General features: G+C 58.2%; 17 protein-coding genes and 3 pseudogenes. 12 read left to right on the forward strand and 8 right to left on the reverse strand.

Annotation, left to right across the window (positions count from 1 at the left end; translation table 11 throughout):
• Positions 1-133: 133 nt before the first annotated feature.
• The 4 genes and pseudogenes from ACZ5A6_RS25505 to ACZ5A6_RS25520 form a co-directional block, all read left to right on the forward strand.
• Positions 134-1,456, forward strand: a complete 1,323-nt coding sequence (locus ACZ5A6_RS25505; RefSeq protein WP_111791059.1) for a type II toxin-antitoxin system HipA family toxin — start codon at positions 134-136, stop codon at positions 1,454-1,456.
• A 17-nt stretch (positions 1,457-1,473) separates the two neighbouring features.
• A complete protein-coding gene (locus tag ACZ5A6_RS25510) occupies positions 1,474-1,752 on the forward strand; it encodes a helix-turn-helix transcriptional regulator (RefSeq protein WP_003517384.1) in 279 nt (92 codons plus the stop codon).
• A gap of 27 nt (positions 1,753-1,779) precedes the next feature.
• Positions 1,780-2,041, forward strand: a pseudogene (locus ACZ5A6_RS25515) (DEAD/DEAH box helicase family protein); the annotation flags it as partial.
• Between the two features lie 171 nt (positions 2,042-2,212).
• Positions 2,213-2,443: pseudogene (locus ACZ5A6_RS25520) on the forward strand (IS21 family transposase); the annotation flags it as partial.
• Positions 2,444-2,576: 133 nt separating this feature from the next.
• On the opposite strand, the gene ACZ5A6_RS25525 reads toward ACZ5A6_RS25520, so the two are convergent.
• Positions 2,577-2,750, reverse strand: coding sequence for a hypothetical protein (locus tag ACZ5A6_RS25525; RefSeq protein ID WP_162705312.1), 174 nt, complete (start codon positions 2,748-2,750; stop codon positions 2,577-2,579).
• A 136-nt stretch (positions 2,751-2,886) separates the two neighbouring features.
• Positions 2,887-3,177, reverse strand: a complete 291-nt coding sequence (locus tag ACZ5A6_RS25530) for a hypothetical protein (protein ID WP_464111440.1) — start codon at positions 3,175-3,177, stop codon at positions 2,887-2,889.
• Positions 3,178-3,204: 27 nt separating this feature from the next.
• Here ACZ5A6_RS25530 and ACZ5A6_RS25535 point away from each other — a divergent pair, with 27 nt between their 5' ends.
• Positions 3,205-4,584, forward strand: coding sequence for a transposase (locus ACZ5A6_RS25535; RefSeq protein WP_111791058.1), 1,380 nt, complete (start codon positions 3,205-3,207; stop codon positions 4,582-4,584).
• Positions 4,585-4,862: 278 nt separating this feature from the next.
• On the opposite strand, the gene ACZ5A6_RS25540 is transcribed toward ACZ5A6_RS25535, so the two are convergent.
• Positions 4,863-5,762, reverse strand: a complete 900-nt coding sequence (locus tag ACZ5A6_RS25540; RefSeq protein WP_111791069.1) for a LysR family transcriptional regulator — start codon at positions 5,760-5,762, stop codon at positions 4,863-4,865.
• Positions 5,763-5,884: 122 nt separating this feature from the next.
• Between ACZ5A6_RS25540 and ACZ5A6_RS25545 the strand changes: the two genes are divergently transcribed.
• Positions 5,885-6,649 (forward strand): SDR family oxidoreductase, encoded by a 765-nt coding sequence (locus tag ACZ5A6_RS25545; RefSeq protein WP_111791057.1) that lies wholly within the window; start codon positions 5,885-5,887, stop codon positions 6,647-6,649.
• A gap of 65 nt (positions 6,650-6,714) precedes the next feature.
• Here the strand turns inward: ACZ5A6_RS25545 and ACZ5A6_RS25550 are convergent, their stop codons facing one another.
• The 3 genes from ACZ5A6_RS25550 to ACZ5A6_RS25560 form a co-directional block, all read right to left on the reverse strand.
• Positions 6,715-7,224, reverse strand: a complete 510-nt coding sequence (locus tag ACZ5A6_RS25550; protein ID WP_111791068.1) for a hypothetical protein — start codon at positions 7,222-7,224, stop codon at positions 6,715-6,717.
• An 18-nt stretch (positions 7,225-7,242) separates the two neighbouring features.
• Entirely contained in the window at positions 7,243-7,854 is a 612-nt protein-coding gene (locus ACZ5A6_RS25555) for a hydrolase (RefSeq protein ID WP_111791056.1), read from the reverse strand.
• An 89-nt stretch (positions 7,855-7,943) separates the two neighbouring features.
• Entirely contained in the window at positions 7,944-8,864 is a 921-nt protein-coding gene (locus ACZ5A6_RS25560; RefSeq protein ID WP_111791055.1) for an alpha/beta fold hydrolase, read from the reverse strand.
• Positions 8,865-9,068: 204 nt separating this feature from the next.
• Between ACZ5A6_RS25560 and ACZ5A6_RS25565 the strand changes: the two genes are divergently transcribed.
• A complete protein-coding gene (locus tag ACZ5A6_RS25565; protein WP_162690707.1) occupies positions 9,069-11,702 on the forward strand; it encodes a winged helix-turn-helix domain-containing protein in 2,634 nt (877 codons plus the stop codon).
• Here ACZ5A6_RS25565 and ACZ5A6_RS25570 read toward each other — a convergent pair.
• Positions 11,699-12,490: an SDR family NAD(P)-dependent oxidoreductase gene (locus tag ACZ5A6_RS25570; protein ID WP_111791053.1), complete on the reverse strand. Its 792-nt coding sequence runs from the start codon at positions 12,488-12,490 to the stop codon at positions 11,699-11,701. The genes ACZ5A6_RS25565 and ACZ5A6_RS25570 overlap by 4 nt on opposite strands.
• Positions 12,491-12,717: 227 nt before the next feature.
• On the opposite strand from ACZ5A6_RS25570, the pseudogene ACZ5A6_RS25575 reads away from it, so the two are divergent.
• Positions 12,718-13,099, forward strand: a pseudogene (locus tag ACZ5A6_RS25575) (EamA family transporter); the annotation flags it as partial.
• Positions 13,100-13,227: 128 nt separating this feature from the next.
• Here ACZ5A6_RS25575 and ACZ5A6_RS25580 read toward each other — a convergent pair.
• Entirely contained in the window at positions 13,228-14,151 is a 924-nt protein-coding gene (locus ACZ5A6_RS25580; RefSeq protein WP_111791052.1) for a LysR substrate-binding domain-containing protein, read from the reverse strand.
• Positions 14,152-14,378: 227 nt separating this feature from the next.
• On the opposite strand from ACZ5A6_RS25580, the gene ACZ5A6_RS25585 reads away from it, so the two are divergent.
• The 4 genes from ACZ5A6_RS25585 to ACZ5A6_RS25600 all read left to right on the forward strand — a co-directional run bounded on the left by ACZ5A6_RS25585 (position 14,379) and on the right by ACZ5A6_RS25600 (position 20,247).
• The gene (locus ACZ5A6_RS25585; protein WP_111791051.1) at positions 14,379-16,802 is read left to right on the forward strand and encodes a penicillin-binding protein 1A; all 2,424 of its coding nucleotides are present in this window, start codon (positions 14,379-14,381) and stop codon (positions 16,800-16,802) included.
• Between the two features lie 67 nt (positions 16,803-16,869).
• Positions 16,870-18,471, forward strand: a complete 1,602-nt coding sequence (locus tag ACZ5A6_RS25590; protein WP_464111441.1) for a peptidoglycan D,D-transpeptidase FtsI family protein — start codon at positions 16,870-16,872, stop codon at positions 18,469-18,471.
• 8 nt (positions 18,472-18,479) lie between these two features.
• Positions 18,480-18,923 carry a hypothetical protein gene (locus ACZ5A6_RS25595; RefSeq protein ID WP_112497611.1) on the forward strand — a complete coding sequence of 148 codons (444 nt, stop codon included), beginning with the start codon at positions 18,480-18,482 and terminating at the stop codon, positions 18,921-18,923.
• Between the two features lie 121 nt (positions 18,924-19,044).
• Positions 19,045-20,247 (forward strand): serine hydrolase, encoded by a 1,203-nt coding sequence (locus ACZ5A6_RS25600; RefSeq protein ID WP_111791048.1) that lies wholly within the window; start codon positions 19,045-19,047, stop codon positions 20,245-20,247.
• The last annotated feature ends 13 nt before the right edge of the window (positions 20,248-20,260 follow it).

Here is a 20,260-nt window from a genome sequence, read left to right on the forward strand (position 1 = left end):
GATGGTCAGCCGGATCAGGAGCTTTAATGACCGCGTCAGTAGCTGGCAGTTCCAAAGGCAGTTATTCAACCCACTTTGATGGGTTGAATAAATTGAAAATATGCATTAATTGAACCATTGAAAGGGTCAATTAATGCGCCTAACCCTCCAAGCCCATTTTTATGGCCAGTGGCACCACGCCGCGACGCTAGAACTTAAAGATAACGCGGCCGGCTTCCAGGGCGCGTCCATCGTCGATTACGATCTCGACTATTTCGTCACAGTTGCATCTGCGGAGTTCGCGGGTGGAAAAACGGTTCGCGACCATCGCGCGTTATCTGTCCGATATCCCGTTGATCTCGAAAATCGATACAGCTCCAGCTGGCCGCCCTTCCTCTTGGATCTCATGCCCCAGGGGCATGCAAGGCGAAAGCTTGCCGAGCACCTCAGTCTTGCTGAAGGCTCGCGCGCTTCTGATCTCCCGCTGCTTCTGCGATCGGCGACGGGCGGCATAGGCAATATCCGGATCAAAGAAGCGGCAGAGGCCGAGACGGAACGGCTGCGCGGTGTTGAGCGCCAAGGGGTTACAGAAGCGGAAATCCTTGAGCGCTCGGATCGTTTCATGGAAGTCGCCGATCGCTTCGGAATGCTCGCCTCTGGCTCAAGTGGCCTGCAAGGCGAATGGCCTAAGGTCTCGATGACCCAAGCGAAGGACGGTCTCTATTATCCCGACAGCTTCGTAACTGATGGTGAGGCCGTGCGCCACGTCATTGTCAAGCTGGTCCGCAGCAACGAGCCCGTGGACCGCCTTATACTCGAAGGCGAAGCTCTCTATTCGCGGATCGCTCAAGAGATCGGCCTGAATGTGCACGAACCTTCGACCTATGCCGAAAGTGTCCTGATCATTCCTCGGTTCGACCGGAAGAAAAAAGAAGGTGGCGGAACCGTTAGGCTTGGCCAAGAAAGCCTGGTATCCGCGATCGGCGTTGCTGATTTCGGTCATGTCGGCTCGCACGAGGCCTACATCGACGTTTTGCGCCAATATTCTGCCAATCCCTTCGCGGACATTGTCGAATACCTGAAGCGGGACATCGCCAATTTGGCGCTCGGCAATCCCGATAATCATGGCCGAAATTCTGCACTGAGTAAGCACCAGGACGGCACGATCCGCCTGTCTCCGCTCTTTGATTTCGCGCCAATGCGGCTCGCCAAAGAGGGGATCGTTCGTTCCACCCGCTGGGCCATGATGCGGGACGGTGGTCGCGATCACCTTCCCGATTGGAAACGCATTTGCGCTGAACTGATCCCTGATCCTGATGAGCAGAATGCGCTCGCAACTGAGCTTTCCGTGTTTGCCGAATACCTCCGGCAAACACCGGCTATGGCGAAAGATATGGGTGGGTCTCCGGAAATTCTAAAGCGTGCAATGGGGCGCTGCATTGAAATCGCGGAGAGCGTTCTGGCGGCGTGCCAGTGATGCCGGAGGACAGCTAAATGGCTCGATGGAGAAAGCCAACGAAAGAGGAAATTCTTGAGAACCGGCGAACACTGGCGGAACGCGCTCGGACTGGCGACTTGAGGTTACCTGAGGCTGTTGTTGAAATCCGAAGAGGGCTTGGTTTGACGCAGGACGAATTCGCCAAGACGCTATCGCTCACCAGGCGCCAAGTTGCTGAGATCGAAGCCGGGACGGCGAACCCAACGCTCGAAACTTTAGGGAAGATTGGCCGATTGTTCGGATTTACTGTGGGGTTTATTCCGAAGGCGCAATGATAGCTGAATTTTCTCGGGGGATGGGCGTTGGTACCACGCAAGGAAGCGACGGCGCCCATAAAAAATCAATCGGCTGCTGGAGGCCGCTGGCTGGCGCTTCTTCGATGACAAGCGGTCCCGCGAATGTCGTTCTTGAGCCGAACGTCAAGCTGAAGCCTGAGCACATCGAAAGTCTCGGTGCGGACTTTGAGAAAAGCGCGAAGGGATTCATCGATTTTTGTTGCTGGGTAACGACGGCAAGCGGCTGATCGTCTTGGAAGCGAAATCGGAAGATAAAGATCCTCGTATAGCCCCACCTGCAAGATAGTCGCGCCGGCCAGTCCGGCTGCACTGCTAGCAAGGTTAGGTTGTTGATTTGCACTGAAATCTGACCCGGGATTGCGGGAAATTATCACTGAGATTTGACCCATGTTTCAATCATCCCTCGCGAGGTTTCAGCGGGGGCTCTGGAGTGATCGACATGGCGTTACTGAGCGTAATTCGACGCTGGCATTTTCGAGAACATCTATCGATCCGGGAGATTTGCCGCAGTACCGGCCTGTCCCGGAATACGGTTCGCAAGTATCTGCGCCTGGATGGCGTAGAGCCGAAGTTCAAGGTTCCGGAGCGACCGAGCAAACTTGATCCATTCGCGGATCGGCTGTCGGCTTGGCTGAAGACGGAGTCCAAGAAGGGTCTGTCGAATTCGAGATGGCGGTCGATGCCGCGCAGCATATGGTCGGCTGGAACGTGATCATCAAGGCAGAAGTCTTAGAAGAGCTGCGCCGGAGCTACCTGACATCCCATCATCGCTCAATCCTCCGCAAATCAATGCGACGATTGAATCACGCCATGATCTTAACGGCAATAATAAAGCAAAGCACGGAACATAAGACCATTGCCGCGATGGCCACCACAACGCGGTCAGCATTTCTCCAAAAAACCGTTTCAGGTCCGCCACCGCCCAATGCCCCAAAAATATCGATCACGAAATCGATGGCTCGCACAAGCCTTTCCATAGCGTTCCCCTCTTCCGCGCAACCTCGTTAAAGGTGGAGGTTTGAGAGCCGACGATCAATAGGTTTTTTTCAACGGTATCGGCCGATACCGTTGAAAAACACCCTCGATGTGAGGTGGCTCAACGTTGGCGAGATATCAAGTAATCAGTTGCAGAAGTAACGAAGGCGAACTCAGGAAGCCACCAACCACGAGGCCAACGAATCCAAGAGCAACCGCTCCGACAACGCCATGGTTCTCCCAACCAATCAAGGCTCCCACCGCAGTCGCTGCGACGATGATCGACACTGACCATACGATCTTGATGAGCGAGACTATGCGCCGCATGGCTGTGGTTTTTTCTTGCGTCATGGCAAAACCAGTTCGTTTCGAAGCCTTTGTTGATTGAATATAAAATCGAATTCTCTTTTCACGATAGGCATGATTCAATCGTCTCATTGATTTGGGGATTGAGCGATGATGGGATGTCAGGCAGCTCCAGCGCAGCTCTTCTACGACTTCAGCCTTGATGATCACGTTCCTACCGACCACCTGCTGCGCGGTATCGACCGTCATCTCGAACTCGACAGTGTGCGAGCACAGTTGAAGCCCTTTTACAGCAATACCGGCCGCCCCTCGATTGATTCTGAGCTGATGATGCGCATGCTAATCATCGGCTACTCCATGGGCATACGGTCTGAACGGCGGCTATGTGAGGAGGTCCATCTCAACCTCGCCTATCGCTGGTTCTGCCACCTTGGAGTGGATGGCAAAGTTCCGGATCACTCCACTTTCTCGAAGAATCGTCATGGCCGGTTCCGGCAAAGCGACATCCTGCGTCTTATGTTCGAAACGGTGGTGGAACGCTGTCTTGCCCAGGGACTGGTTAGTGCGGAAGGATTTGCGGTTGATGCCAGCCTGATCGCGGCCGACGCCAACAAGCAGCGGTCGGTGCCCGGTTCGGAATGGGAGGCCAAAGAAGATGCTGGCCGCTCGGTACAGGAATATCTGGCCGTTCTCGACGATGCTGCTTTCGGCGCGGCCTCACCAGTGACGACGAAGTTTATTTCCCCGTCCGATCCGGCCGCCCAATGGACCGGTGCGCACAAAGGCCATGCCTTCTTCGCCTATGCCACCAATTATCTGATCGATACCGATCACGGCGTCATTGTGGATGTGGAGGCGACACGGGCAATCCGTCAGGCGGAGGTTGGGGCATCCCGTACGATGCTCGACAGGACCGAGAACCGCTTCGGCTTGCGGCCCGACTACCTCGCGGCCGACAGTGCCTACGGTTCTGCCGACAACCTTGCCTGGCTGGTCAAAGAGAAGGAGATCGCACCGCACATTCCGGTCTTCGATAAGTCAGAGCGGACGGACGGCACCTTCTCGCGTTCCGACTTCACCTGGGACGCTGAGAAAGAGCAGTACCTTTGCCCTGCAGGAAAGGAACTGAAGCAATTCCACCGCACCTACGATCCACCCAGATCGGGAATCACGGCCGAGGGGACCCGGCTTTTCCGTGCCAGCAAGAAGGATTGTAATCAGTGTGAACTGAAGCCTCGATGCTGCCCGAACATGCCTATGCGCAAAGTACCGCGCGATCTCAACGAGGATGCACGCGATGTAGCCAGAGCGATTGCCAAGACACCTGAATATGAGCAGTCACGGCATCGTCGAAAGAAGGTCGAAATGCTCCTCGCTCACCTCAAACGCATTTTGCGGATGGCACGGTTGCGGCTTAGAGGACCATGTGGCGCGAGAGACGCATTCCTGCTCGCGGCAACGGCACAGAACTTGAGGAGGCTGGCCAAACTCAGGCCTCAGATGCCGCCATGCGGACCCATCGCCGCCTAAAGGCGGCATCGACCATCACCCTGCGCCAAGGCGCGGGGCAGATCACGGCATAGTTCAGCGTCCGAAAGACCACGGAGGGCGTCTGAGCGGATAATCCATCGAGTTTTTCAACGATATCGGCCCATTGCGGTCATCACGGGCCGAAGGGATGAGGGCAGCTTCGCGCCCTCATTTCGGTCGATACGGAAGCCTTAAATACAACTCGAAAGCAGCCATCTTGGCTTCGAAAGCAAGAGCGCAAGCATGTCGTGTTCATTGAGAAAAGACATCAAACTGATCTATGGATCCCAGTAGGGTGGATTGCCAAACGCAGTTTTTAGATGATCGGCGATGGCGCGCAGCTTCACGGGCGGCTGGCGCCCCTGCGGATGGGCCATGAAGATAAATTCCGGTTCCGGCTTGTGATCGACCTCTACTTCCTGCAGCAAGCCATCGCGAATGGCGGGGCCGGCTATGAAAGCCGGCAAGAGCGCCAGACCGAGGCCCGCTATCGCCGCATCGCGCATCATGTCGCCATTGTTGATCGCAAGGCCGAGCTTGGCCCGTACGATGACGTTGCCGCTGCCGGTCAGGAAGCGCCAGTCGGCAATCCCGCGGTTTGTATAGAATATGCCCTTGTGATTTTCGAGATCCTGCAGCGTGCGAGGCGTGCCGAACCGCGTGAGGTAGTCGACTGAGGCCGTCAGCATCCGGCGGCTTCGTGCCAGCTTCCAGGCTATGAGGCGTGACTCGGATATGGGACCATGGCGGATGATGGCGTCGTAGCCGTCGGCGGCCGGGTCCACTCTGCGGTCGTCGATGTCAAGCGTGAGTTCAAGGTTTGGGTGCTGAACCAGAAACGGATAGAGCGCGGGGCCGAGATGCATTCGGCCGAAGGTGACGGGGGCTGCGATGCGCAAGGGCCCCGCGATCTCACCCCGCCGCTCCGACATCTCTTCTGCCGCCGCTTCCATCTCCTGGGCTATGCGGCGCGCCCGCTCCAAAAAGGCCTGGCCGCTTTCGGTCAAGGTGAGCTTCCGGGTGGTCCGCTGAAGAAGCAGGCTGCCCAGCGTCTTTTCTAGTTCCGCAAGACGCTCGCTGACGACGGATTTCGAAAGCCTCAACCGCCGTGCCGCCTGGCTGATGGAGCCGCATTCGACAACGGCCACAAACGTCACAATCCCTTCCGTTCGCATCAGCATCGTTCGGCATCTCCGGATTTCAGTTCCAATATCTGCCGACTAATCCGAACAATGGCAAGGTGCCATCTTCAGTCCATCGAACGGAGCGGCAGGTGCTGCTCCCGAATGGAGACAAGAACATGACACGGCTGAATAACAAGGTTGCCATCGTCACTGGCGCAAGTTCCGGCATTGGCAGGGCAACGGCAAAGCTCTTTGCCGCCGAGGGAGCGAAGGTTGTGGTCGGTGCCCGCCGACAGGCGGAACTCGATAGCCTCGTTGCTGAGATCGAGGCCGCAGGCGGCCAGGCGATTGCGGTCGCCGGAGACGTTCGTGAGGAAGACTATCATCGGCGCCTGGTTGCAACCGCTGTCGAGCGCTATGGAAAGCTCGACATCGCCTTCAACAATGCCGGCACTCTGGGCGAAGCCGGGCCGACGACAAGTGTTTCAGAACACGGTTTTGCCGATACGCTGGCCATCAACCTGACAGCGTCGTTCTTGGCGGCCAAGCACCAGGCGGACGCGATGGAAAAAAACGGCGCGGGCTCGATCATCTTCACGTCGACATTCGTGGGTTACAGCTATTCTTTTCCGGGTGTCGCAGCCTATTCAGCGAGCAAGTCCGGCCTAATCGGCCTGACACAGGCACTGGCTGCCGAATTCGGTTCCAAGAACATCCGCGTCAATTCCATCCTGCCCGGAGCAGTCGACACGGACATGTACCGGGAGATGAACGACACGCCGGAAAAGCAGGCCTTCATCACCGCGCTGCATGCGCTGAAGCGGGTTGCAACGGCCGAGGAAATCGCCAAGTCCGTACTCTATCTGGCCTCCGATGATGCAAGCTTCGTCACCGGCACCGCATCGCTGGTGGATGGCGGCACATCGATTACCCGGACCTGAAGTCGTGCATTACGGATAGGCGGACGATAGCATCGTCCGCCTATCCGTTTCGGCAGCAAGCCTTATCAGGCAGACGGCAGGGTGACGCCGGGGATCGACAAGGACGGTCGGAACCGCAGCACTGCGAGAATGCCGGCTGCCAGAGAGGCGAGCAGAAGGATCACCTGGCAGGCGAGGATTGCAGGCTCGTTGCCCACCGGTGCCAGAGCGTGCAAAGGCCCGATCTTCTGGAACGACTGGATGATCAGGACCAGCGTGGTCAAGAACATCAGAAGCGTTGCTCCGGCAACATAGACCGGTCGCCAGAAGCCTAACAGACTTGCCCGGTAGCGCGCATAGAGCGTTACCAGAAGGATGACCGTGCAGAGGATCCCGACATTGATGGCCGGTGTTACACCGTTAAAGGGAAACAGGAAGCCGGTCACGAGCGTGATCGCGATCGTCATCAGAAACCATTGCGCAAGCACGCGGTCATTTCCGTTAATAATCAGTCGGTGGATCAGACCGAAGCCTGCCACGATCGCAACAAGACTGATCAATACATGAAAAAGAGTGAGTAGCAGAATTGCAGACATGTGAACCCCCATCCGTGTCTATGGATGAATTGACGCAAACACGATTTCGGCGAAGCCGGGCACAGTGGCTTCCCGCGCCCAATCCCGTTGCAGTTCGCAAGCAAGCTGTATCCAGGTGATCGGTTTGGCCCCCGCCTGCAGGATCCGATCAAGACCCGCAGCATGCGCTTCATGAGAGGTTCCTGCAATGGCATCCACGACCGGATAGACGTCAAATCCCTCTTTCAATGCATCGAGAGCCGGGAAAACCAGGCAAACCTCGGTCCAGAGCGCCACCATGATCAGCTTCCGGCGTGCGCTCGCCCGGACGGCGTCCGCAAACTCAACGTCTTCCCAGGCATTGATCGATGTTCTGTCGATCGGGGTCAGATCGCCCAGGACTTCGGTGAGCTGATGAATGGTAGGTTGGTTGCGTCCTGTCTTCACATTGACCGTCGAAAGGACGATCGGCAGTCCACAAAGTTTTGCGGTCCTTGCGACCGCCACCACGTTGGCAACGAGCTGCCGCCGTTCCATCGTCACAACGGAAGCGACCTGCACCGGCTGGAAATCGATGATGACGAGGGCGGCATTTTCCGGTGTGAGCATATGATCTTCCACCGGATTGCGGATCTTGGCAGGCGAGGTCATGGGGGAGGCCCTTCTCTGACAGAGTTTGAAAACACGCGCTCATGGGGCCAGGACGTGGCCGGTTGGGACGAAGCCGGGCTGGGCTGCCGTTACTTCTTGCTGTCGATGAATTTTTCGATGACATCGACGGTGGCTTTCGGTTGTTCCTCCATCAGCCAGTGGCCGGACGCCTTAATCACAGCGCCTTGAACATTGGAGGCGGCCGGTTGCATGACCGTTGCCATGGTCGTGCCGAAGGATTTCTCGCCGCCGACGGCCAGTACGGGCATGTTGAGCTTCTCACCTTTGGCGAGCCAGGCTCGATTGTCGATGGCATCCTGATCGAAGGCTGCGAATTGCGCAAAGCCGGAATGCATGGCGCCGGGCCGGGCGTAGAGTTTTGCATAGTGCTTTCGCGAGGCCTCATCGAACCGCTTCGGATCGGCGGAGAATTCATTCCAAAACCGGTCTAGGTAGATCCGCTCGCGTCCCGCGACGAGCCGCTCCATGTCCGGACCGCCAAAGCGGAAATGCCAGAGCAGCGGGTTCTTCAGAATCTCCTCCCAAGGGCCCACTCCGGGCACCGGGGCATCCATGAGGGTAAAGCTCGTGACGCGTTGCGGGTTCTGTGTCGCCAGTGCAAAGCCCACCATGTTTCCGATGTCATGAGTGATGAGATCAAACTTCTCGACATGAAGCGCATCAAGAACCGACGTAATGTCATGACCTTGATTTGCCTTGTCAAAGCCGCTCTTCGGATGCGACGACAGCCCCATGCCTCTCAGATCCGGCACGATCACCGTATGCTTGGCAGCGAGACGTGCGGCCAAGGGAGCCCACATGTCTCCGGTTTCGCCATATCCGTGGAGAAGAACGACGGCTGGCCCGTGCCCCCCGACGCGCACGTAAAGCTCGGCGTCCTTCACCTTGATCATCTTCGTTTGGAAGTCTTTCGGGAAGGGCTGGACATCCGCGAATGCGGTGCCGGCTAAGAGTGTCGCGCTGATGGCGACGGTGGAAAGCAGTTTCATGGGGCAACTCCTGGCAGCAAGATTTCCGTGCGTGAACTGCGCGCCTGTGACGGGTAAAGCTATGCCCCAGAATGCAGTTCATCTTCCGGGTGCGGGTGCATCTTGACGGTGCCGAAGGTTGAAGTCCTTATGAGGATCTTAAAACTTCTGAAAAACAAGCCGCATTGGCAACTGCTGCGCTAACCGATGGAGATGCTCGTTCCGATGTTTGGCCGTTATGCGATCGACCGGGAGCGCCGATGTCTGGTCAGCGGGCATGACGTCATTTCGCTTGGCGGCCGTGCTTTCGATGTTCTCGTTGCCTTGGTGGAGGCAAAAGGTGCGATCGTCACAAAGGACGCGTTGATCGAGCGTGTCTGGAAGGGGCGCTTTGTCAATGACAATGCCATTGAGGCTCAGATTCACGCGCTGAGGCGCTCCCTCGGGAGCGACCGAAACCTGATCAAGACAGTTGCCGGGAAAGGCTATTGTCTTGTGGATGTGGAAGCGTCGCGCCTGCCGCCGCCGACCAATCTTAGACCCGATCTTTCCAGTCTTGTGGCCCGCGATGATCTCAAGGCTGAAATTTGCGCGTCTCTCCATCGGCATCGGCTTGTCACGCTAATCGGCCCCGGCGGCTTTGGGAAATCCAGGCTCTCGCGGGTCGCGGCTTTAGCCTTGCTTGAGCAGTTCCCGGATGGTGTCTGGATGGTGGAACTTGCCCCCGTCGACAGCGAGCGGTTCATTAGTCCCGCGATCGCCGGTGTTTTGGACGTCAATCTGAGCGATCCGGGGGATGTTCGGTCTCTCGTGCAGGCGCTGTCCGGCAAGACCTGTCTTCTTCTCCTCGACAATTGCGAACACCTGCTGGACGCGGTGGCAGCGATAGCGCTTGAGGTGCTGTCGGGATGTCCGGGCGTCCGCATTCTGGCATCGAGCAGGCAGGCGCTGGAGGTCGACGGCGAGCGGATCATAGGCATTCCGGCACTTGGCCTGCCGAGAGAGGGGGCGCCGCTGCAGGAATGTCTTTCGTCCACGGCGGTTCAGCTATTTGTGCAACGTCTCCTCACCGCTGGCGGTCCCTTGGTGCTTCAAATGGAGTTGTCGCAACTGGTCGAGATCTGCCGCCGGGTCGATGGCATTCCTCTGGCCATTGAAATGGCGGCAGCGGCAGCACGCACATTGGGCGTGCGAGAGGTGCTGCGTGAACTTGCGACCTCCCTGTCTATTCTCGGCGTTTCCCGGCGCGCCGCCGTTCCCCGGCAGCAGACGATGGAGGCGACCATCGCATGGAGTTACAGGCTTTTGACACCGCCGGAGCAGATGGTGTTCAGGGCGCTCAGTCTGCTATCCGGGCAGTTTACAGCCGAGGCAGCGGCGGCAGTCACCGCCATGCCGAGGGGCAAGCTCGTGAACGTTCTGTCCTCGCTGGTTGGCAAGTCCCTGCTTACCGTCGAGGCGACGGAGCAGGGCAGCCTGTTTCATCTGCTTGAACCCATGCGTCAGTTTGCGCGCGCACGTCTTGATGATGCCGGCGAATATGCCGCGGTGGCGTCCCGGCAGGCCGCTCTTGTGCTCGGGATCTTCGGGCGTCTGGAGGCAGACATTGCAAAGCTGACGACCGTGGAATGGCTCGCACGCTACAGGCCGCACCTGCCTGGCCTCCGGCAGGCCCTGGAATGGTCGCTGGGCGAGGGAAATGATGTAGTGACAGCCGTTCTGTTGGTTGTCGCTGCCGAACCCCTTTGGCTGCATTTGTCCCTGGTTACCGAATTGCTGGAGTTTGCCGACAAGGCTGGTCGTCATGTTCTGGATCATCCGAATCTTTCGCATGAATTGGTCAAGCTGGCGGTCGCGCGTGGCTGCGCACTTCTCTATGTCAGCGGCTCGACGCCCTCGACGCGAGAGGTTCTTCAGCAGGGTCTGGCGGAGGCGCGGCGGATTGGTGATGGTGGAGCGCAAACCAGATCGCTTTGGGCTCTAGGGGTCGCGAGCGTCAATGCGGGGCTGAACGACGATGCACTGCGCTGCATGGCAGAACTGACGAACGTCACTACCGTTTCGGGGAGCAGGATCGACAGTCTGATTGCTTGCCGTGTGCGGGGCTCCATTCATCACCTCGTCGGCGAACAGCATTTGGCGCAAGCGGAGCTCGAGGAATTCCTAAAGGGATATGAAGAACCCGTCGGCAACTTGCCGACCAGCCATTACCATTTCGATCAGCAGGTCGCGGGCCTGGCTTTTTATGCGCGCGTTCTCTGGCTGCGAAACGATGTCGTGCGAGCACTAGACGTCGCACGGCAGGCGCTCGAACGCGCGGTGGAACTGGACCACACCTATTCGATCTGCCACGCGCTGGCGCAAGCATCGATTCCGCTGGCGCTCGACCAGGGTCATCTTGAGGCGGCAGCGCTTTATAGCCAGGAGCTCGTGGACGTTTCCAACGCTCACCGATTATCAGTGTGGATGACCTGGTCCGAGGCCTATCGAGCGTGCCTGGAAACCCGAACCGGCTCGCTCAAAAGCGGTATCATCAAGCTGCAGGCGGCGCTCGCCGCGAGCCGGGATGTGCCTTTTTCCATGTACCATTGCGGTCTGATGGGCGAGCTTGCCAGGGCTCACCTCTCGGCCGGTGACGAGACGGCTGGTCTCAATATCCTCAACGAGGCCATCGATCGTGCCGGACGGACGAAGGAGTTGTGGTGCCTGCCGGAACTCCTGCGTTTGAAGGGCCTCGCCTTGTCGCGGCGAGGGCCTACAATGGCTTTGGACGCCGCTGCGGTCTTTGAGGGGGCAAAGACCCTTTCCGCGCAGCAGGGTGCTCTCCTCTGGCAGGAGCGGCTGCAGGCAAGTGTCTAGACGATTGTTGGGGTCACCCCGCCATCGACACGCAATGCCGCCCCGTTCGTGGCAGATGCAAGCGGGCTCGCGACATAGGCAACGAGGCTTGCAATTTCTTCGGGGCGAATAAGCCTTTGCAGCAGCGAACTTGGTCGATGATGCTGAAAGAAGGCGGCTTCTAGTTCATCTGTCGTCGCATTTGGATCGGTCGATATGCCCCGCAGGAAATCGAAAATGCCATCTGAGCGGGTGGGTCCAGGCATGACTGAATTGACCGTGACGCCTGTCCCTCTGGCCGTAATCGCAAGACCGCGGCCAACGGCAAGCTGCGCCGTCTTCGTCATGCCGTAATGAACCATCTCACCCGGTGTCATCAGCCCGGATTCGCTGGAGATGAAGACGATGCGGCCCCAGTTGCGCTCAAGCATGCCTGGCATATAGGCGCGCGACAGCCTGACACCACTCATCACATTCACTTCGAACATGTTCCGCCACTCGGCGTCGCTTATGTCCTGGAAGGACTTCGCCTCATAGATACCGAGATTGTTCACCAGCACATCAATCTGCGGCACGGCGGCGACCAGGGCTTCGACGCCCGCTTCCGTCGCCGGATCGGCCAGCACGCCGCTGACACCGGCTCCGCCGGATGCCAGGATATCGCCGAGTGCCGCATCAAGTTTCTTCTGTGAGCGGCCCGGAATGGTGACCAGTGCACCTTCCTTTGAAAATGTGCGGGCGATTTCCAGTCCAATGCCGCCAGTGGCACCCGTCACAATGACGGACTTTCCTTGAAGTTTCAGGTCCATGCTATCTCATCCGGTTGATCAAGTTGGGATGATCAACACGCCATCGAGGCGACGATCTTTGTTGTCGACGTTCCCTGGCGGTCAATCCTCCGACATCCTGATCACGGAGAAGCGCAAAGTCCTGAGAACCGGCTGAAAACTTCCTGAAAAGTTCCAGGGATTGAACGGCGCCCTCGCTTTAATCGGTCCGGCCCATAGAGATCGAAAAGCAGCTTGGAGCGTAAGGAGCGACTTATTCGGTACTGCAACGGCCGCTTCTTGCGCATAACCCCTTATCCGTGACAGCCGTTGTTATTATTGCCGGAATCGTGGCCCTTTGCCCGTGGCTTCCCGTAGGGATCGAGCAGCTCGCCGCAGCCTCGCGGTCAACTGTCGGCGCGGTCGTCTTTCTTGCCGTCGCGCCTGCGGCCATCGGTCAGTCGTGCTGGACGTACGCGCTCAAACATTTCGGCGCGGCGCGGGCAGGCCAGTTTCTCTATCTCATTCCGCCATGCGCCGTATTTCTCGCTTTCACCCGGCCTCGGGGAGGAGCCTGAGGCGAGGACGCTGCTGGGTGGCTCCTTGGCGCTGCGCGGGGTCATCGTCGTCAACACGCTCGGCCGGCGATAGGACGAAGTCTTGCAGTAGAAGCCGCTGTCGAGATGGATTGCGAGCAACCAATACTTTCTTCGTCGGCGCTGCCGGCGCGAAGAGGGCAGCCAACATTCGCTGTTGGCTCTCCCTAATTTTTCTAATGCCTAGGGCAAGATTATCTTTGCATCCTCGTGTTCGTGAGGTCCGGTCGCGACAGAACCGGCTGCCTCCAAAAGCCACGTCCTGAATGCTGTCATTGCCGATGTTTCACTTCGGGATTTTTGCGAAGTGAGCCAATAGCTCCCGCGCGAGACAAAAACATCGAACGGCTGCTGTAGGGAACCCATCGTCAGTTGCCGCTGGAACATGAGCGGCGGCGCCAGCGCGACCCCCGCGCCTTGCAATGCCGCTTCGATCATCGCCAGAGACGAGTCGAACATCATGCCCCTGGCGATCGGCGGCTCTCCGCCCACACCGGCGGCGGTGAACCATCCCGTCCACTCGTCCGCGCGATAGGAGCGCAGGAGAACCTTTCTGAAAAGGTCTTCCGGGCGCTTCAGTTCTTTGGCCATCTCCGGAATGCAGATTGCCGAGAGAGGAGCTTCGAACAGATGCTCGGCCTCGATGTTGTGCCAGGCGCCGCTCCCGAACCTGATCGCGAAATCCAAGCCCTCTGCGGCAATGTCCACGCGATTGTTGTTGGTCGACAGTCTCAGTTCGATCTGGGGATGGTGCAGCTGAAAGTCGGAGAGACGTGGCAAAAGCCATCCTACCGCGAATGTGCCGATCACTCCGACGGTCAGGACTTCCCGCACGTATCCTCCCTCGAAGCGCTCCAGCATATCGGCCATGCGGTCGAATGAGTCGCGCAGGACTGGCAGGAGCGCCTCGCCTTCGGCAGTCACCATCAGGCCGCGTGATATGCGTTTGAAGAGGCTAACCTTAAGTCGTTCCTCGAGAATTTTGACCTGATGGCTGACTGCCGCCTGCGTAACCCCGAGTTCAATCGCCGCCCGCGTGAAGCTCAAATGCCTTGCGGAGGCTTCGAAGGCGCGGAGCGCATTGAGAGGAAGATGTGGACGGACCATGTTTACCCAAATTAAATTTGCATCTAATCCCAGATAACGTCGTTTGTGCGGATGGTTCAACCCCTATATCAAACCATTACCGAAACGGCCGATCTCGAGAAGAACGCGGCGGAACGATCAGCTCGCCAAGAAGAAGCGAAGCGTCTCACGAAAAGTGAGGCTCGCTTTCTGTTGCCTCCAGATTGGTCTCTTGGCGGGCGGTGGCCGGATCTAGAATGGAGTAAGGGATGAAGCTTCTTGGAGCGATTTTGAGTGCCGGAATCAATCTGGGTCTCGCGCTCGCCCTGATGCTTTATCTCTTGGTCGCAAGTTTCAGCGCCGGTCTCCCCGACCATACCATGCTCGCCAACTGGAAACCCTCCGTCACATCGCGGCTTTACGCCGGGAATGGTACGCTAATGGCGGAATTTGCCCGCGAGAAGCGTCTTTTCATGCCGATCGGGGCTGTGCCGCTGCGGGTAAGGGGCGCTTTTCTCGCCGCCGAGGACAAGAATTTCTACAGCCATTCCGGTGTCGATCCGTTCAGCATCGGACAGGCCTTGCTCTCGAATGTCGAAAATAGCTTGAGCGGCGGTCGCCTGATCGGTGCCTCGACGATCACGCAGCAGATAGCCAAGAACTTCCTTTTGACGAATGACCGGACATTCGAACGGAAGGTGAAGGAAATGCTGCTCGCAGTCCGCATGAGCCAGGCCTTCACCAAAGACCAACTGCTTGAGCTCTATCTCAATGATATCTATCTGGGCGCTGGAAGCTACGGCATCGCACAGGCAGCGTTGACTTATTTCGGCAAGAGTGTGGCCGATCTCGACATCGCCGAGGCGGCGTATCTCGCGGCGCTGCCGAAAGGACCAAATAACTACCATCCGGTTAAGGCTCACGACCGAGCGATCGCCCGCCGAAACTGGGTGATCGAGCAGATGCTCGCGAACAGATTTGTCACCAAAGCCGAGACGCTCCGGGCCATGGCGCAACCGTTGGACGTCGTTGTCCGGGAAAGCCAGCCGGCCGTCCAGAAGGCGGAATACTTCACCGAAGAGGTCCGCAGGTTTTTGCTGGCGAAGTACGGCGAGGCGGAACTCTATCGTGCCGGCTTCAGCGTGCGCACGAGCTTGGACCCTAATCTTCAACATGCGGCGATGAGCGCGTTGCAGAAGGGGCTCGTCGAATACGATCAGGCCAAGGGCTATCGCGGACCGCTGCTCCATCTGGATAACGCAGGGAGCTGGCCATCGGCTGCCGAAACAATTGCACCGCTAGTCGACGTTCCCGAGTGGCGCATCGCCCTCGTATCGCGGGTTGATACGAAGGGGGTGCTCTTGCGGCTTGATGTCGGCGCCGAAGCGCCTATCGAGATGGATCTGAAAGCGCTCGGTTGGGCACTTTGCGGCCGCATGAAAGGCAAAAGACGATGCGCGAAGGATGCGTCCGACGTCTTTTCGGTGGGTGATGTCGTGTACGTCGAGAAGACGCAAGAGGGGCACCGCCTGCGCCAGCCCCCGCAGGTCCAGGGCGCGCTGGTCTCTATGGAGGCCCGGACCGGGAGGGTCGTGGCGATGGCGGGTGGCTTCTCCTATACGCAATCACAATTCAACCGTGCGACCCAGGCTTTCCGTCAACCCGGCTCCTCGTTCAAGCCGTTCGTCTATGCTGCCGCACTCGACGCCGGCTATACCCCCGCAACCCTGGTGCTGGATGCACCTCTGGCCATTCCCGATGGTGCAGGCAGGCTGTGGCGACCCAAGAATTATGACGGTCGTTCCGGCGGCGCCTCCACGCTCAGGACCGGTCTCGAAAACAGTCGCAACCAGATGACTGTGCGGCTCGCCCGCGCCGTCGGCATGGATGTGGTGGCGGACTACAGCGAACGCTTCGGCCTCTACGATGATCTGAAGGAATATCTTCCGATGTCACTTGGTGCGGGTGAAACCACCCTGATGCGGCTGGTCGCGGCCTACGCCGTCTTCGCCAATGGTGGTCGAGAGGTGCGGCCATCCTTCGTCGACCGGATTCAAGGCCGCGACGGAAAGACAATCTTCAAGCAGGATGGGAGGCGCTGCGAGGGCTGTAACGCTGCGCCTTGGAACGGTGAGCCGGAACCGACCTTGGTGGACGACAAGGACTACGTGCTCGACCCGATGACCGCCTACCAGGTCACCTCGATGCTGCAAGGCGTGGTCCAGCGCGGCACGGCGCGGAGCGTGAACGTGCTCGGAGTGCCGCTCGCGGGGAAGACGGGTACGACAAACGACGAAAAGGACGTCTGGTTCGTGGGCTATACGCCGGATTTGGTGACGGGTGTCTTCATGGGCTATGATACGCCGACCCCCATGGGTTCCGGTGAAACCGGAGGTGGTCTCGCTGCGCCTGTTTTCATCGACTTCATGAAAACGGCGCTCGCTGGCCGGCAGGCAGGCACCTTCAAACGTCCGGAAGGCATGTTCCTCCAGCGCGTCGACCTGCGAAGCGGCACGGCCACAGACGAGCAATCGGGCTCGGTTCTGGAAGCGTTCAAGCCGGGAACAGGCGCTTGTGTGGCCCCATGCGACGTGATTGCCGACACGGCGGACGCCAAGGCAGGTTCATCGTCGGGAAATTTCGATGGTGCATTGCTTGACCGGCTGATGCGCAGCACCGGCGGCCTGTATTGAGATGCGCCGCACCTCGCGATCAACGCCGCGGCCAGGCGGCCGGAGCCGAAATGGCAGGCTCTTGCTGATGACGGCAGCATTCGTCAGCCTCTTTCTGATGATGCTTTTGCGCCTTGCGTTTCTCGGTCTCCTGGAGCCTCCCCTGCTTGCCGACGGGTCGAAGGTCGCCGCGAACCACCGTCCTGCAATTCTGGACAGAAATGGCGCTATTCTGGCGATGGATGTCCCGATTTCCAGCGCGTTTGCTATACCCAGGCTGATCGTCGATATCGACGAGGCGGTCGAGCGGATCACTGCAGTGTTTCCGGCGATCGATCATCGTCAACTCTATGACAAACTTGCCGCGCGGACGCACTTCGCCTGGATCAAGCGGCAGATAACGCCGCTCGAAGAACAGGCGTTGTGGGACGCCGGCGTGCCGGCGGTCAGTTTCCGAAGCGAGACGAAGCGCTTCTATCCCAACGGAGCACTGGCCTCCCATGTGCTTGGCGCGGTGGATGTCGATAACATCGGCATATCCGGGCTTGAGAAGTGGATGGAGACGGAAGGCCTGGCGGATCTTCGCGCAAGTGGCATGGACACTTCAGCGGATGCGTTGGAGCCTGTGGTCACCACAATCGATCTCCGCGTGCAGCATGCCCTCGAGGCTGAATTGAGAAAGGCAATCGAGAAGTATTCCGCCAACGCGGCGGCAGGGCTCGTGCTCCAGGTCGAGACCGGAGAGGTTTTCGCCCTCGCATCCTTGCCGGACTTCGATCCCAATGCGCCTTCAGACGCGCTGAAGCCCGATCGCATCAATCGTATTGCCGCGGCCAATATTGAAATGGGTTCGACGTTCAAGGCGCTGACCACCGCCATGGCGATCGATTCCGGCCGATACTCGATCCATTCGGTGATCGATGCCAGCAAGCCACTCGCTTTCGGTCGGGCAAGAATCCACGATTTCCAGGGCAAGTACAGGCCCCTGTCCCTCCCGGAGGCATTCATCTACTCCTCGAACATCTCGATGGCAAAGATGGCTCTGGATATCGGCAGGCAAGCCCATAGGCGCTTTCTCCAGCAATTCGGACAGTTGGAAACCCTTCGGACGGAACTGCCGGAATCAGCCACGCCGATCCTACCGAAGCGCTGGGACGATATCGAAACGGCGACCGCCTCTTTCGGCCACGGCCTTGCGGTCACACCGCTCCAGGCGAGTGTCGGCGTGGCTGCCCTGGTCAACGGTGGAAAGCTCATCCGGCCCACCTTCATCAAGGCGTCGGAGCTGGCGCCCCGTCTTCTTGGCACGGACCTCGTCAAGGCAGAAACGACGCAGGCCATGCGCTATCTTTTCCAGCTGAACGCCGAGGTTGGCTCCGCTCGGAACGGCAGAGTGTCGGGATACCGGATAGGCGGGAAGACGGGCACGGCAGAGAAAGTCGTCGACGGCCGCTACTCGAAAACCCTGAACATCACATCGTTCATGGGCTTGGTCCCCGTCGATGCCCCGAAATTCCTAGTGCTCACGCTTCTAGACGAGCCGAAGGGGCTCCCGGAAACCCACGGCTTTCGCACATCCGGGTGGAACGCCGTGCCGACTGGCAGTGCGGTGTTCAGCCGCATTCTTCCAATGCTCGGGGAATTGCCCTCGTTCGAGGTGCCACCCGGTCAATCCTATTCGCTGCCTTGAACTGTCAGATGTTCAGCGCCGATCTCACGCAATCATTCATCGGAGGATTGAATATGCAACGCCTGTTTTTACATGTGATCGCCCTCTTGGCTTGCGCGTCGTCGACGACGGCGCAGGAGGATCGCTATCCCGGTAGGCCGGGTCTGACATTTTCGGAGGGAACGCCCAAGGAAACAGCGGCATGCGGGGACCTCAGCCGAGCCATCCGAAATTTTCGGCCCCAAAGCGATCAGCGGGTCGATCTGTGGGCAACTGGACCGTTGACGATCGTTGATACCGACGGCGTGCTCTTTTATCTCGGTATCTGCTCCCAGCCAGGCATTCGTGTGTTGTGCGTAACCTATTCGGATAACGACATGCGTCTCGGCGAGGTCGTCACCGTCCGGGGCGGCATGAGGATTCAAGATGACCAGCATGTTTTGCTAGATCCTTGCCTTGCCTCCCGCGACTGACACCAAGTAGCCGCTACCTTCGATAAAGATCGAACGCGGCCCTTCGTATTCATTGGCTTGAATGCTCGTCTTCGGGTCAAAACCATCGTTTGATTGTTTATTGCATAGAGGAAAAATCACCATGCGACCGGCACCTTTGATTCAGCTTCTTGCGGCCGTCGTGGTCAATGCTGCCTTGATTACGGCATCGGCTCACGCGGGATATGCCCATCTGATTATCGACGCCAACAATGGAAAAGTTCTGCGTTCGCAGAATGCGGACACTTTGAATCACCCCGCATCCCTGACGAAAATGATGACACTGTATCTGGTTTTTGAGGCCCTGCACGATGGTCGCCTGCGATGGGATCAGAGCATTGTGATGACGAATAACGGAGCCGCGACGATTCCATTCAAGCTAGACGTGCCAGCGGGCAAAACAATCACAGTTAAAGAAGCCGTTTACGGCATGATGGTGAAATCAGCCAATGATGCAGCCGAGGCGATCGGCGATCATCTTGCCGGCTCGGAAACGAACTTTGGGCAAATGATGACGCGGAAAGCGCGCCAGCTTGGCATGAAGAAGACCGTGTTTCGGAACGGCTCCGGCCTACCGGACAAGCTTCAGGTGACAACAGCCCGCGACATGGCGGGACTTGCGATTGCCTTGATGCTGGATTTCCCAAAAGAGTATGCTTTATTCTCAACACCAGCATTTTCTTTCAGGGGCAAGCTTGTGAAAGGCCATAACCATCTGATGTATCGCTACAAAGGCATGGATGGGATAAAAACCGGATACATCAACGCGTCGGGGTTTAACATCGTCACTGCGGTCAACGAAAACGGCAAGCACGTCGTCGGCGTCGTGCTCGGAGGCAAGACCGCTCGAAGCCGCGACAACCGCATGGCCGCCTTACTGGATGAGGCCATGCCGGCCGCCTCGGTTAGAAGGGGTACGAGAGTTGCCCAGGCATTGATGAAGAGCGAGTTCGATCTTCCGCAAGGGTACATTCCCCTCCCTGTAGCGGCCGTAAGGGAACATTCTCCGGTCTCCAACGAAGTGATTAATTCGATTGCACCGCGGCCTGAGATCCCAGGAAGGGGCTGGATAGTCCAGATTGCCGCGACAAATTCGCACCGAGCTGCACAGAGCCTTCTTGCCAAAGCTCAGGTAGACGCTCTTGCCGCCTTTAACGAGATTTCCCCATATACTGAAATGGTCAACAGCGGTTCAGACACCCTCTATCGGGTACGATTCTCTGGCTTCTCAAGCCGATCTTCCGCCATGTCTGCGTGCCAGGCGCTCCAGCGCTCTTCCTACGCATGCTTTGTGTTGTCAAACTAGCGACGCTAAACAA

The sequence above is a fragment of the Agrobacterium sp. 6Ca8 genome (assembly GCF_055382765.1).